This is a genomic window from Nitrosomonas marina (genome assembly GCF_900111605.1).
GTDB classification, from domain to species: domain Bacteria; phylum Pseudomonadota; class Gammaproteobacteria; order Burkholderiales; family Nitrosomonadaceae; genus Nitrosomonas; species Nitrosomonas marina_A.
Genome location: NZ_FOIA01000003.1, coordinates 43,166 through 56,868, shown reverse-complemented (window position 1 = coordinate 56,868; position 13,703 = coordinate 43,166). Strand labels below are relative to the sequence as shown.

11 protein-coding genes are annotated in these 13,703 nt (G+C 46.3%); 5 read left to right on the top strand and 6 right to left on the bottom strand.

All coding sequences use genetic code 11. The features are described from left to right. Positions 1–52 precede the first annotated feature (52 nt). Positions 53–2,041: a glycosyltransferase gene (locus BMY62_RS02125; protein ID WP_090655905.1), complete on the bottom strand. Its 1,989-nt coding sequence runs from the start codon at positions 2,039–2,041 to the stop codon at positions 53–55. A 48-nt stretch (positions 2,042–2,089) separates the two neighbouring features. After that, positions 2,090–3,571 (bottom strand): glycosyltransferase, encoded by a 1,482-nt coding sequence (locus BMY62_RS02120; protein WP_090655902.1) that lies wholly within the window; start codon positions 3,569–3,571, stop codon positions 2,090–2,092. A 186-nt stretch (positions 3,572–3,757) separates the two neighbouring features. Here BMY62_RS02120 and BMY62_RS02115 point away from each other — a divergent pair, with 186 nt between their 5' ends. Then, complete coding sequence (locus tag BMY62_RS02115; protein ID WP_218142918.1) at positions 3,758–4,906, top strand: hypothetical protein; 1,149 nt, start codon at positions 3,758–3,760, stop codon at positions 4,904–4,906. Positions 4,907–5,053: 147 nt separating this feature from the next. Here the strand turns inward: BMY62_RS02115 and BMY62_RS02110 are convergent, their stop codons facing one another. Further along, a complete protein-coding gene (locus tag BMY62_RS02110; RefSeq protein ID WP_218142917.1) occupies positions 5,054–5,959 on the bottom strand; it encodes a lipase family protein in 906 nt (301 codons plus the stop codon). 144 nt (positions 5,960–6,103) lie between these two features. After that, positions 6,104–6,475, bottom strand: a complete 372-nt coding sequence (locus BMY62_RS02105) for a thiol-disulfide oxidoreductase DCC family protein (protein ID WP_090656167.1) — start codon at positions 6,473–6,475, stop codon at positions 6,104–6,106. A 259-nt stretch (positions 6,476–6,734) separates the two neighbouring features. Between BMY62_RS02105 and BMY62_RS02100 the strand changes: the two genes are divergently transcribed. Next, a complete protein-coding gene (locus tag BMY62_RS02100; RefSeq protein ID WP_090655896.1) occupies positions 6,735–7,364 on the top strand; it encodes a DUF4126 domain-containing protein in 630 nt (209 codons plus the stop codon). A gap of 221 nt (positions 7,365–7,585) precedes the next feature. Continuing rightward, the gene (locus BMY62_RS02095; RefSeq protein ID WP_090655894.1) at positions 7,586–8,332 is read left to right on the top strand and encodes a hypothetical protein; all 747 of its coding nucleotides are present in this window, start codon (positions 7,586–7,588) and stop codon (positions 8,330–8,332) included. A 152-nt stretch (positions 8,333–8,484) separates the two neighbouring features. Here the strand turns inward: BMY62_RS02095 and BMY62_RS02090 are convergent, their stop codons facing one another. Beyond that, positions 8,485–8,769, bottom strand: coding sequence for a DUF2845 domain-containing protein (locus BMY62_RS02090; protein WP_177170266.1), 285 nt, complete (start codon positions 8,767–8,769; stop codon positions 8,485–8,487). 132 nt (positions 8,770–8,901) lie between these two features. Here BMY62_RS02090 and BMY62_RS02085 point away from each other — a divergent pair, with 132 nt between their 5' ends. Then, entirely contained in the window at positions 8,902–11,175 is a 2,274-nt protein-coding gene (locus tag BMY62_RS02085; RefSeq protein ID WP_090655888.1) for a Tex family protein, read from the top strand. Positions 11,176–11,262: 87 nt separating this feature from the next. Further along, positions 11,263–11,787, top strand: a complete 525-nt coding sequence (locus tag BMY62_RS02080) for a DUF2141 domain-containing protein (protein WP_090655885.1) — start codon at positions 11,263–11,265, stop codon at positions 11,785–11,787. 74 nt (positions 11,788–11,861) lie between these two features. On the opposite strand, the gene BMY62_RS02075 is transcribed toward BMY62_RS02080, so the two are convergent. Beyond that, the gene (locus tag BMY62_RS02075; RefSeq protein WP_090655883.1) at positions 11,862–13,652 is read right to left on the bottom strand and encodes a hypothetical protein; all 1,791 of its coding nucleotides are present in this window, start codon (positions 13,650–13,652) and stop codon (positions 11,862–11,864) included. Positions 13,653–13,703: the final 51 nt, after the last annotated feature.

The window sequence follows — 13,703 nt, the reverse complement described above, 5'->3', positions numbered from 1 at the left end:
GTTTTTATACAGTCTATGTTCATTCGAATGTAATGTTAACGCAATGTACGGATTATTTCCGGTTGTAATAAATGGCATACAGTTTTTGCGTCACATCGCGCCTTAGTAACCGATTCCAACGAAAGACGGCTACGAGTTTTAAAATTAACCAGATACGTTTCATGCTACCCTGTTGCCATTGTCGTGCTGAATTATGGATTCCTCCATCCAGTAACACAGTACGACCGACCCTCATCATGCGCAGACTGAGTTCCACATCTTCCATCAGCGGATAACCCGGATAACCACCTGCCCGATTGATGGCTGCTGTCCGGAAAAACTGACCCTGATCGCCAAAACTCGCTCCACCTAGCCTTGCGCGTGCATCATTGAGCATTTCAATGACAAGCAGGTATATGCCTGAACCGGTGAATCGCTGCCCGACTGCTCCGCCAACAACATCCGGATTGCATTTCAATACATCAAGGATTCGCTGACCAACCGGCTTTTCACACACACAATCGGCATGCAAAACCAGCACCACGTCCGAATGTGAATGCCTGACGCCTGCCAGTATTTGCGTCCCTCGTCCAGGCGGACTGTTCACCACACTAGCACCCATTTGCCTGGCAAGCGCCGGAGTCAGGTCAATCGAACCGCCATCGCACACAATAACCTCATCAGCTGGGGGATTCAGAGAACAAACCGCTGCCAGACAAGCCTTGATCCGGTCTTGTTCATTCAGCGCGGGTATGATGATCGCCAGCGTTTTGGGTGTTCCCCAGTCTGTCTCCGGTTGCAACCCGCTCACTGCAAAAAACCGCAGCTCATACACCAGCACCAGCAGAAAAGGCAACCACATCCACCACATGGCCCACTCCGGCAAGTGCCATGCTGCTTCCTGCTGGACACTGTATAACGATACAAAATACAGGCCACTGGTGAAGCTCAAAACCAGCCATGACAAAGCAGGATACAACGCAACAAATGGGATAATCCACAAAATGTACCAATAATGCACAACGGGTGAAAGCAACACCAGCGCCGAGATTAACAGATAAGCTGCTTTGACCGGATTTTTGCTTATACGTATGGTGCTTAACATTATCAAACCAAATAAGACCGCTACAATAAAGATCGACCAAACGGTTTGGCCTTGCAGCGCAACATTAATTACACTGTGCACCGGGCCGTTGAATGCATTCATTCCACCAAATTCCCACAACCCCTGCAGCATATTGTGCAGTGTTCCCAGAAAATACAATGAAGGTACCAGCAGTGGAACAAGCAGCAGCCAGCAATATCGCCAGTTGCAGCGCCAAAGAAAAAACGGTATCAGTACAATGGCAATTACCTTGATTTGAATAGCCATGCCCAGGAATAGCCAGGCCCCGGCATAGGCGCGTCTTTCGGCACAAAATACTGATAACATGATTGCCAGTATCATCAGCACGTCAAAATGCGCCTCGCCTGCGAACGCGAACAGCGTTAACGGGTTCAGCGCATAAATTAAAACATTTCGCACATCCAAGGCATATCGCCTGAGCATGAGCACCAACAAAGCCACTACGCACAGGTCGGCGATGATAAACACCAGTTTAAACGCCCATGGCGAATACGCCAAACTGCTGACAGCAGCAAATATCAGCTCCGCCAACGGTGGATACGCTGTCAGCTTGTCCCTGTGATTCATTTTTTCCCAGTAGACATCACGGTACACGGCATAATGCGCGTGATCAGCCACAAACCGGTATGGGCTCTCTCCTGCCCTGACGATCTTTCCTTCCCACAAATAGCGGTATACATCATCAGACTCAGGTACGCCAGCCATCAGCATTCGCGCAACCAGTGATATCAGCATGATTACTGCAATTTTCCGGTTAATGCTAAATCCGTCCGGGAAGCTTAGCCAGGCACCCATAAATCCTGTAAACAGGAAACCGTAGGATACAATCGTCAGCGACGCCCTGTCTGCAACGGCCCAGGGCGTCCAATGCAGTATTGCTGCAAAAACAACCAGTACCAGCGAACCAGCGAAGCCAACCATGCGAATTTGAGTCATCGCTTCTGCCGTCTATGCAATGATATTGATCAGATCGGGTTTTGCGCTTTATGCATCATTCTTAATTCCTTCCCTGAGAGAGCAAAGACCCACCCATAAGAAACCGCATGTATAAATCAGCAAAAACGGCCCGACCATATAATGCGCTGCTTCAAGATAGATCACAAGACTAAGCCCGCAATACAATCCCAGGATTATTTCGAGTACTGGTAATACTGGGGCTTTTACACGGTAAGCTCGCAAACGCCTGTCCGATTTGTTCGAGTCACTGTTACCACTTTTTGGCGTGCGTACGAAACCGCTTCTGATGTTGAAAATCGCTTCAAAAACCGCGCGCGTATTTGACAGCGCAATGCCCACGCCAACGCACATCAATGCCGGTAAAAAAAGCAGTTTTTTTAGACCTGCCCGGGTAGCAACCTGGCTGGTTAGATACAGCGTGTTGGGTCCGCAGACCGCTACCAGAATACACAACATGAAGATAATCATCAATTGCCAGGGAACCTGCATATCCAGCGTTAATAACACGGGCAGGGTCAGCGTGGACAGAAACGTCATAATCGGGTGAATGCTGTAATGCGTTAAATGCAAAAACGCCTGAATCTTGGCCATCGTATGGGCCTGTGAACGCAATACCCGCGGGTAAAGCTTGATCGCCGTTTGTATAGAACCTTTCGCCCAGCGGAACTGCTGGCTCTTAAACGCAGTATAGGACTGGGGCAGTTCGGCTGGCACAACGACATCGGCAAGAAAACCAGCACGCCAGCCGGTCAACTGACAACGGTAAGATAAATCCATGTCCTCGGTCAAAGTATCCGCCTGCCAGCCACCCGCGTCTTCGATAGCAGCTTTACGCCATAGCCCAGCTGTACCATTAAAGTTCATAAAGAAGCCACTATAGGCGCGTGCGCTTTGTTCAATCATGAAATGCCCGTCTATACCGAGGCCCTGGGCCTGCGTCAGAACAGAATGGCCTGCATTAAGATGCCCCCAGCGCGCCTGAACAAAAGCAAGCCCGCTATCGGCAAGCAGAGGCGGCACCATACGCTTCAGGAAATTTTCTGGCGGCACAAAATCGCTGTCAAAAATCGCGATGAGTTCGCCTTTGCAAATCTGCAATCCTTCCTGAAGTGCTCCGGCTTTGTATCCCTGGCGGTTTTTACGCCTGATCACGTGTATATCCACGCCAGAGGTGCGTAACGATGTCACCACCGTATCGACTATCAATGCGGTTTCGTCGGTTGAATCATCGAGTATCTGGATTTCATGCCGTGACACGGGATAATCCATCGCAGCAACCGCCCGAATAACACGTTCAGCCACATTTGCCTCGTTATACAACGGAATTTGCGTGGTCACATGTGGCAACCGCTTCGGAGTGACATTTACAGTACGCTGCGAAATTGTGTACCGGGAGGCGTCCGGACGGGTATTCCAGAACCGCCACACCATGTAATAACAATTCACGCCATAAACAAACAGCGCCAAAATGCAGAGAACATAAATACTGAATAATAAGGTCTCTGTCATTGAATCATGAAAATGGTTGAAAATTGAAAGTATAGATGCAAGTTGTGCAGCTACATATTAATGCATTCTAGCGTGATATTTGTTCAATTATTCTTTTCGGTCATTTGCATTACAACAGCAGTAACCAATTGATTGCAATTTTATTATGCTAACATTCTACTGTGATGATTTACCAATGACCAGATGATGAACGAAAAAAAATGGTGGCTGATTTCAGCGGTGATCTCTGTAGCACTGCTGATGCTTTTATCTTATCAGTGGATCAGGATGAACACGTACGAAGTAGCCCGAACGGAACTGGTCGATGAATCCATGACGAGTGCTTATTTACAAAAAAACTGGGAACGCGCACTTGGAGAATATGGTTACGCCTCTCAGCCCACACTAAAGATCAAAACCGGTGTCTATATTCAATCGCTGAAATTTTCCAATGCATCCGATGTCGAGCTGTCCGGATATATCTGGCAACGGTATCAGGATGGCGTTCATGATGCGATCAAACCCTCTCAGTCCGAAGTCGGTTTCGTTTTACCGGAACAAGTCAACTCTGGAGATACTGTTGCACCTCGGGAAGTATACCGGGTGAGCGCCGACGGCGAAGAAGTAATCGGCTGGTATTTCGAATCCATAATCCGGCAACCTTTTGAATACAGGCTTTACCCTTTTGACCACAAAACTGTCTGGCTACGAATGTGGCATTATGATTTTTCAAAAAACATCGTGCTGGTACCGGATTTTGATGCCTACCAGTCAACTGCGCCTGGCAGTGTCTTCGGCATCGAAAGAAATATCGTTTTGGGTACCTGGAATCGTGAAAGCACGTATTTTGATTACAAACATTCCAGTTATGACACGGATTTTGGCATCGAAAATTATATCGGGCAAAAAAATTTTCCCGAATTGCATTTCAATATTGTGGTAAAGCGCAAATTCGAGAATGCGTTTATTATTTATCTGTTGCCGATTGTACTGGTCGCCACGCTGCTTTTTGCCGCCCTGTTGACGGTCAGCAAGCAACCGGAGCTGATCAATAAACACGGCTTTAACACATCAGGTTTTATTGGCGCCTGCTCTGCGTTGTTTTTTGTCGTGATGCTCGCACACATTCAACTCAGAGAACAGTTCTCAGGCTCCGGAATCGTGTACATGGAATATTTCTATATACTCATGTATGTCTTTCTTGTAGCTGCAGTCGTGAATACCTACATTTTTTCAGTGGGTATCGCCAGATGGCTGACTCTTATTCATTATCGCGACAATCTGATACCCAAGCTGGCGTACTGGCCGTCAACCCTGATAACCATTATTCTTATTACCGAAGTGAATATGAATTAATTGCTTCTTTGTGAACTAGTACTCTATCAATATGATATTGCCTGAAATCAGGTGCCGATCGACTTGAAGCGGATCCATGGCCCATCGTTTGCCCATGCACTACCCCTATGTCGCATATAGATACAGTCATCCCACAAATCTGTCCTCTCAATCTGCATGCCGGTCCAGATAAACGTCACGCGCCGCATAAGGCACTTGTTCAGCTTTGGCAAGCTTGCTGTTTATGTTTTTCAGATAATTGGCAATCAAATGTTCCTTGATGCTTTCATGATCGAGATTGTTCCAGAAGCCTTCCACTTTTTTCGTATCGGCCTGATGTTGTTCAAGATAGATATATTCTTCACCTTTCAGAAGAATCACCTCGTCGCCCATATGTTCATAGCCGCCGTGCAGCGCATTCACCAGTGTCGCAGGCGGCAGTAGCGGAACAACATCATTTTCATCAACGATTCGTGTTAACGGAAGCGTGTGGTACCGCTCTACACCCTGTTTATTGGTAAATTTTGGCTGGCCGAAATTTACCAGCCGCTGAATCTCGAAACCATCCTCATGCAGATATATCATTAATAAAGTGGCAATTGCCGCACCCAGTGAATGACCTGTCAGCCTCACTGCATAATCTTTTTTCAAGAAAGGCAGAATATCCTGGTAAATCTTGAATGTGTCCTCGTCAAACCCCTTATGGACATGGATGCCAAGCCTGTCATTTTTTGACTCGATGTATTCAACGTCTTCTATGATATTTTTAAGGTTGGCAGTTCCGCGAATAGTGACAATCTGAATTTTGCGCGCGGTATCGAATTCTAGAAAATACTGTACCTGTGTACTGCCAACCTGTGCGACACGCACAGTATCGGGAAAAGTTGCTTTAATTTCCGCTTCCGAATCGTAAGCTGCGCCCGCACGCGCGGCGTACCATTTAATGGTATTGAAATCGATATTCTTCTCGACATCCGGTACTTGCGACACCACATTATTCTGCTGCATATTGCAACCGTAACCAACGGATAGGATCAGTGCAATAATAGAAAATACTGATCGCTGTACGCGCATGATTTAAGTCTCCTGATTTCAATAATATATCGGAATTGCTTTGGTCAGCTGTTTCAGTCAGTCAATTTGTATGCTATCAGAAATACATGAAGAAATAAGCTGAACCACTGCAGAGGCACAGGTACTTTCTAAGCTGATTTTATATCACAAACGCCCGCTGGCCTGCAGTCGCCGCTTGACCATCCAGCGATAAAGTGATGACAATACAGGTCGAATCACCGGCAAACCGATCAGCCAGGCCAGCGGTTTTAGTCGTGGGACTCGACGCATTAACAGAATATAGGCGTCCAGTTCTGAATGAACTTGCTGGTTTTCATCGCGCACATGCAACTCCGTTTTTGCTTTGTACGGATCAATACCCATGCAGCGTAACTGGTCATCCTGGCCGGTAATATCAAACCAGTCAACTTCCGCACCCTTTTCACCGGCCATTTTTTCATAATTTTCCCGGTCTTCAACACAGCTTGGGCATGCACCGTCGTAATAAACAGTGATTTTTTCCTTGGTCTGTTCCATTCTTAATACCCGGATATAACAACAGATTAATGCATTGTAGCCGAATATGAGTTTTTGTACACAAGTGACCAGGCTCAATAAAAATTTGGAATAAATCGGCATCAAATTCCATGCAACGCCTGATCCTGGCAGTCCAAAGACTGATTGCAAAGACTGACTGGCCTGTCGTGCGCTGCAGCAGATATTCATTCTGCATAAATCCGAATACTGAGTACAATTCAGGTTTTGGTGACTGATTGCTCGCTGTTACATCATATGTATGGAAAATCATGAAGCCTTATTGACTACGCTCGCGTTACTGATGGGCACCACCTGGGCCAGCGGCATCAATCTATACGCCGTGTTACTCGTACTGGGTCTGGGCGGTTCATCGGGTTATATCGATTTGCCTGCTGAATTGTCGATACTTGAAGATCCACTGATTATCGGCACTGCCGGGATAATGTATGTTATCGAATTTTTTGCAGACAAAATACCCGGCATAGATTCAGCCTGGGATGCGATACACACTTTTGTCCGCATACCTGCCGGCGCTATGCTGGCTGCAGGCACGGTAGGTGATGTCACACCTGCGATGGAGATAGCCGCCGGTATACTGGGTGGCGGCATTGCCGCGGCCACTCATACAACCAAGGCAAGTACGCGGTTGATGATTAATACCTCACCCGAGCCGGTTTCAAACTGGTCAGCATCTGTTTCGGAAGACCTTTTAGTATTAGGTGGTTTATGGGCAGCACTGAATCATCCGACTGTATTTCTTTTGTTGTTTCTTACTTTCATAATACTATTCATCTGGTTACTGCCGAAATTGTGGAATATGATCAAACTATTTTTCACAAAAACAGTAAATTATCTTGGAATCAAAGAAAAAAACAACCCGAAAACATAGTTACTAAAAATAGAAGAACGTCCACAAAATATACGATAATTTTACTATGTCATTTCAGAGAATAGTTTCAGGCTTGAGTCAATTCTTTAGTAGTAGTTATTTGCTGGCTCTCAAGTTCAATATAGATTATTTTATTCATGTACATATAACTCAACCCGCAAATAATCAATTGTAAGTGTGTATTAATCATTTGTTTACAAGTTCAGAAAATTGATACTGAAATGTATATTCCTCCAGAATACTGGCTGCACCATGCAATATTTTATTTGTTGCTTTGTTCGATCAATTATGTAAATGGCCAGTTGGTGATCCACCACGACCTGAAAGTCAATTACACACGAAAAATTAATCACTTCGCATTTTTCTTCTTACCGGTTTTACTGTTATCTGTTATTGAATATCCATATAGCGCTGCTACATTTCTCATGGATATAGTATTTGCATTGATTTATCTTACTTTGTTTATTGCACCTATCCGCAACAGAATTAAACCGATTTTGATAATGTTTCGGTCGATTGACAGACCTGAAGACCGGCCACTGACACTAATCTGGCTATATACCCAGTTTATTGCGAGTTATTTGGTGCTGATCCCGCTGCTTGCTTACTTCGAAAACCAAGATATGCTGCCATGGATCATGATTATTATTTTGGCCAACGGTATTGGCGACGGTTTAGCCGAGCCGATCGGAATACGCTTTGGCAAATGGTCATACGCCACTACTGCACTATTTACCAAAAAAAAGTATGTCCGCACTTATCTAGGCAGCGCCTGTGTATACCTTACAACTTTGATCACCGTCCTCCTTTATCACCATCATTTCAATACAGTGCAGTTGATTATCGCGTTGATAACGTTACCGCTTTTAATTACTCTGGCTGAAGCATTTTCGCCTCATACCTGGGACAGTCCTTTTATTTACGGAATAGGTGGATTGACATTGGTTGGCATCAGTTTCTTAGGATAAGAGAAAACATATTTTATCGTTAAATACCAATAGCTTCCAACTACATCCCTTACTACACTTTGTTTCAAACACATCGTCTTGCTAACCAACCCAACATGAATCTAAACTCTGAATTCGTCTCTATTAAACAAACGATAAGAATTCTGACAACATCAACGCCGCGACACGGTCTGAATACTGATCAGCCGATATCCCTCGAACGTCAAAACCCGCGGGAAACTCGCGGCGCCCGCGTCGTAGTACCATTCCTCCGTACGGCGTTCAATGGCGCTTGATATCACCTCAATATAGTTCGGTTCTCCACATTTTTTCAACACATCAAGTTTTGTATTACCTGGCACGATGAGATTCGATCCACAACGCATTGACTCACCCGCCCACAACGGCAGAACGGGCAGCACCATCAACAATATCAACAATGCAAACACCTTTTTCATGTAAGTTTCCGCCTTTATCGGTAAAATTATTGTATAGTCTGCTTCGCAGCATACGCCTGACGGCGTTTTTTGCAAACCAGAAAAGCACTGCTGCCATCCTGTATAGTCCATCCTGCTGTCCGAATTAATATCATGCCCCCAACTACCGAATCAGTTTCAACGCAGCGCATCGAACAACGCCTGTCAAAAGAAATTGCAGTCAATCAGTCACGTATTCGATCGACTATTCAGCTGCTTGACGATGGTGCCACAATCCCGTTTATCGCCCGTTATCGCAAGGAAATAACCGGCGGCCTGGATGCTGATCAGCTGCGCCTGCTGGAAACCAGACTGAATGCCTTGCGCGAGTTTGAAAAAAGGCGCGAATCAATTATCGCCGCAATCGAAAAACAAAACAAAATGACGCCTGCGTTGCGCAATGCACTTATGGACGCAGACAATTCGACAACACTTGAAGACCTCTATCTCCCTTACCGTAAAAAACGCCGCACCAAAGCGCAAATGGCGCACGAAACCGGCCTGGAACCGCTGGCGAATCGACTGTTGCGCCATCCGGAATTACAACCCCATACTGAAGCTACACAGTTTTTGAGAAAACCGTTCTCGACAGAGGCAGGCGATCATCCGGGGATTGCCGACACCAGTCAGGCGCTGGAGGGCGCGCAGCAGATTCTGATGGAACATTTTGCCGAACATGCACCCTTGCTGCAACAATTACGTGAATATCTGCACCGTCATGCTGTTCTGACAGCCAGAGTGGCCAGAGTGCAACAAACCGTAGATACCAGATTCACCGATTATCACCAATACGCTGAAGCAATCGGCAAAATTCCATCCCACCGCGTGCTGGCTTTATTACGCGGGGCACGGGAATCGGTTTTGAAATTAAAGCTGTGCCTTGATTCCGATCTGGAACATACAGCAGACAACAGCGTACTGAATCCATGCGAATCCATGATTGCTCGTCAATTCAAAATCGACGATCGCAAACGCCCTGCAGACGCCTGGCTGATCGATACCGTGCGTGCAAGCTGGCGCAATAAAATTTTTACGCATCTGGAATCAGTATTGCTGAATCAACTACAGCAACAGGCCGAAACCTCGGCCATCGAGGTGTTTGCACAAAATCTTAAAGCATTGTTACTGGCACCGCCAGCCGGTCCGCATATCACCATCGGCCTGGACCCCGGATTACGGACTGGCGTCAAAACGGCCGTCGTTGATGCTACCGGAAAAGTCCTGACAACCGTCACGATTTATCCGCACCCGCCACATAATCAACGAGACAAGTCGGTTGAAACGCTGAAAAAACTGATCGAACAGTATCATGTCTCACTGATTGCCATCGGTAATGGCACCGCCTCAAGAGAAACTGATCAGTTAGTCAAGCAATTGATCAAACAATACCCGCAGTTGAAGCTGAAATCAATCATGGTATCCGAAGCTGGCGCCTCGGTGTACTCGGCCTCCCCGCTGGCATCTGAGGAATTAGCCGAAATGGATGTATCGCTGCGTGGCGCTGTTTCGATTGCACGGCGTTTGCAGGATCCGTTGTCGGAGCTTGTGAAAATCGATCCAAAATCCATCGGCGTCGGTCAATATCAGCATGATGTAAATCAGAAACAGTTAGCCCAGACGCTGGATGCGGTCGTTGAAGACTGCGTGAATGCCGTTGGCGTGGATGTGAATACAGCCTCTCCCGCCCTGTTGCGCTATGTCGCCGGACTGAACAGCCGTATTGCAGGCAATATCATTGATTACCGCAACAGTACCGGCATATTCCAGCAGCGCGGCGAACTGTTAAACGTCCCCGGTCTCGGCGAAAAGACTTACGAGCAGGCTGCCGGATTTCTGCGTATTTACAGCGGCCTGAACCCGCTTGATGCATCTGCGGTACACCCGGAATCGTATCCACTTGTGGAAAAAATACTAGCAGATCTCAAACTGGATATTACTGCATTAGCCGGCAATCATGCAGCGCTGACGTCAGTTCGCCCGGAACATTACACGAACACACAATTTGGCTTGCCGACCGTAAAAGACATATTGCAGGAACTTGAAAAACCAGGACGAGACCCGCGGGCGACATTTGCCACAGCCACGTTCAAAGACGGTGTTGAATCGATCAGGGATCTGCGCGCCGGAATGGTGCTTGAAGGCGTTGTCACCAATGTTACGGCATTTGGTGCGTTTGTTGATATTGGCGTACATCAGGATGGACTCGTTCATATTTCCATGCTCGCTGATTCTTACGTCAAGGATCCACACACCATTGTCAAAGCCGGTCAGGTTGTCAAAGTCGCTGTGATAGATATCGATGAGAAGCGAAAACGAATCACTCTGTCAATGAAAGCGAAAGACAGACACCAGAGTAGCGCCAATTCAACGAATTCCGACAACTATTGAAACATTCACTATTTTTCGCTCTACATTTTTTATGTTATTTTTGAAGTTACTTTATATTGTCTATTCGGGAGACACATAGTTACGAAAATGGATCACAATCAACAAAAAAGCACAATACTTTCCTTTATAAAAGGAACTGCGCTGGTTCTGGCCTGCGCGACATGCATACAATATGTACAGCCTGCAACAGCTATGGAAAAGCTGGACATTCGTCCTTATGAAGCACCGGACCAGTGCAACACGACAATCGCCCAGGTCAGGGTAACTGTAAATGGTGTCGGTTCAGGCGGTATTCTCAGCGTTGAACTGTATCACGACCCGGATTATTTTTTGTACAAAAAAGGACGCACAAAACGCGTTCGGATTCCGGCATCCGAAGGCCAGCATAAAATCTGTATGGATCTTGAAAAACAAGGCACCTACGCCGTTGCTGCGTACCACGATGTCGACGGCAACCGTAAGCTCAACAAAAAATGGAATATGATGCCCAAAGAACCATTCGGACTGTCAAACAACCCGGAACCACATTTTGGATTCCCAGAATTCAGCGAGTCGGCGTTCATTACCGACGAATCCGGTGCTGACATTACTATAGATCTTCGACAGCCCTGAATTGACCAAAATCACACGATTTTTTCGGGAATCGAGCCTGTGTCCAACTACCAAACAGACTTATTCCAATTCAGTCATTGTTGATGCACCACCAGCTGGTTAAATGGAATCGTCCATTGTTGCTGGTTGCAGACATCCACTGCAAACCGTTGCAAATCGCGTTTGATCATATAGTAATCGGACGCTGCCGCGCCATCAAAGGTGCCGATAATTTTGAAGTCCAGCGAAGATGAATTCGCCTGCTCGAAATATACCGAAATGTCTCTGATGGTTTGACCGTAGCCTTCATGCTGCATTCTGTTCAGAATGCCTTCCTGAAATATTTTCGGAATACTCGTCGTGCTTTCTTGCTGATATTGGTAATCTATCCCCATTGTGCTGGTTATAATGAATCCTGAGGACAGGTTCTTCGGGCATGCGCTCAAAAAATCATGGATTGAATAGAACTGGGGCATCGAACCATTGCCGAGTGCCAGCACCACATGTTCAGGTGTTAAAGACCTGACCTTGAGACATCTGCCATCCGCAAGTAATACAAAATCACCCTGTTTACAGGGAAACCAGGGTTCGTCATCCGTATGTGGACGCGATACATAGTTATTTAATTCCGATAATGGCAGTCTTAATTTGAAGCCCGGCATGGCCGGGTTTTCCAGCCTGCTGAAAAAATTCAACCGTCCGATTCTCATCGGAACGCCATTATATAGAATACGCTCCCCTTCTCTTACCGGCCCCGCATCAAGTATAGTTTGCAGTTCTTTGATGTAACGAGGTACAGAGTTCTTAAGCGCCCAGACAACGATAACCAGCAGTAACACTGTTACAGCGACCAGCACCTGATCGTCACGCATATCCAGCACGATAAAAACGGTCACGATCGAGAGCAATACGGTAATTCCGCTGAAAACAAGACTGGCAATGCGCTGTACATAGGACATCCTGCCATTCTGTTCACGTACAATCAGCCATAAAATACCTTTCCATAGCAGTGACAGGATTAAAAACACGGACAGAGACGCCAGTAACACCATCAAAATAGTAGTGCCTCGCCCCAATGCAAACTGTTTCAGCTGATCACCGAACGATACGGCTTCTTCCTGCTCCAGCAGACGTATGCCATCCAGCTGGATTTTTGCGGCATCCAACTGGTGTCTGCTGTCTTCCAGTAGACTCTCCCATTTTTTCTTGACCCGCAGGTACCTGTCCAGCGCCCTGTCTTCCAGTGCCTCCTGGTCTATACGCGCCATTTTCTTCAGTGCTTTACTGCTATCGTCAATCTGGGACTGATAAAAGGTAATCTTATTCTGAAGTTCGAGTATTTTACGTTTGCCCTCCGTATACTCGTGCAACTCATTCATGATCGGCTGCAGAATCTCGAGCAGATTTTTCTGCCAATCAAACGTTTTATCGTCCGAATCCTCGATTTTGGCCAGATCAAGACCACCGGTCTGAATCAATTCAAATGTATTTTCCTGTTCTTTGATTAATCGGTTAATCTCGTCGATTTCATTCAGGATCGTTGTTTTTTCCGTTTCGGTATTGGCTTTGTTCAATAACCTGGATTTGGCTTCAAGCTCTTTTTCTAATGCGCTTATCGCATCAATGATGGCATTGAGTTTGCTGAAAACCGACTCATCTGTAGACAAGTTCCCGGTTGTCGACGACTCAATCGAGGGTTTTCTCTTCGGTAAAGGATATCCGCTTGCCTCATCTTGAACCACTTCGCCATTGCCGGTTTGTGGCTTGGCATTGGCTTCCGCTTTGCAATCCTGCACCGAATAAAAGACACTGCAAAGCAATATCAGCAGCAAAACCAGGATTGATCTGCTTATGGAAAAGTTGGCTGAATCAGTTGCGTAAATCATAATATATTTTTTGTATTCAATTCATTGGCAGCGACAGCATCTATCGCCACT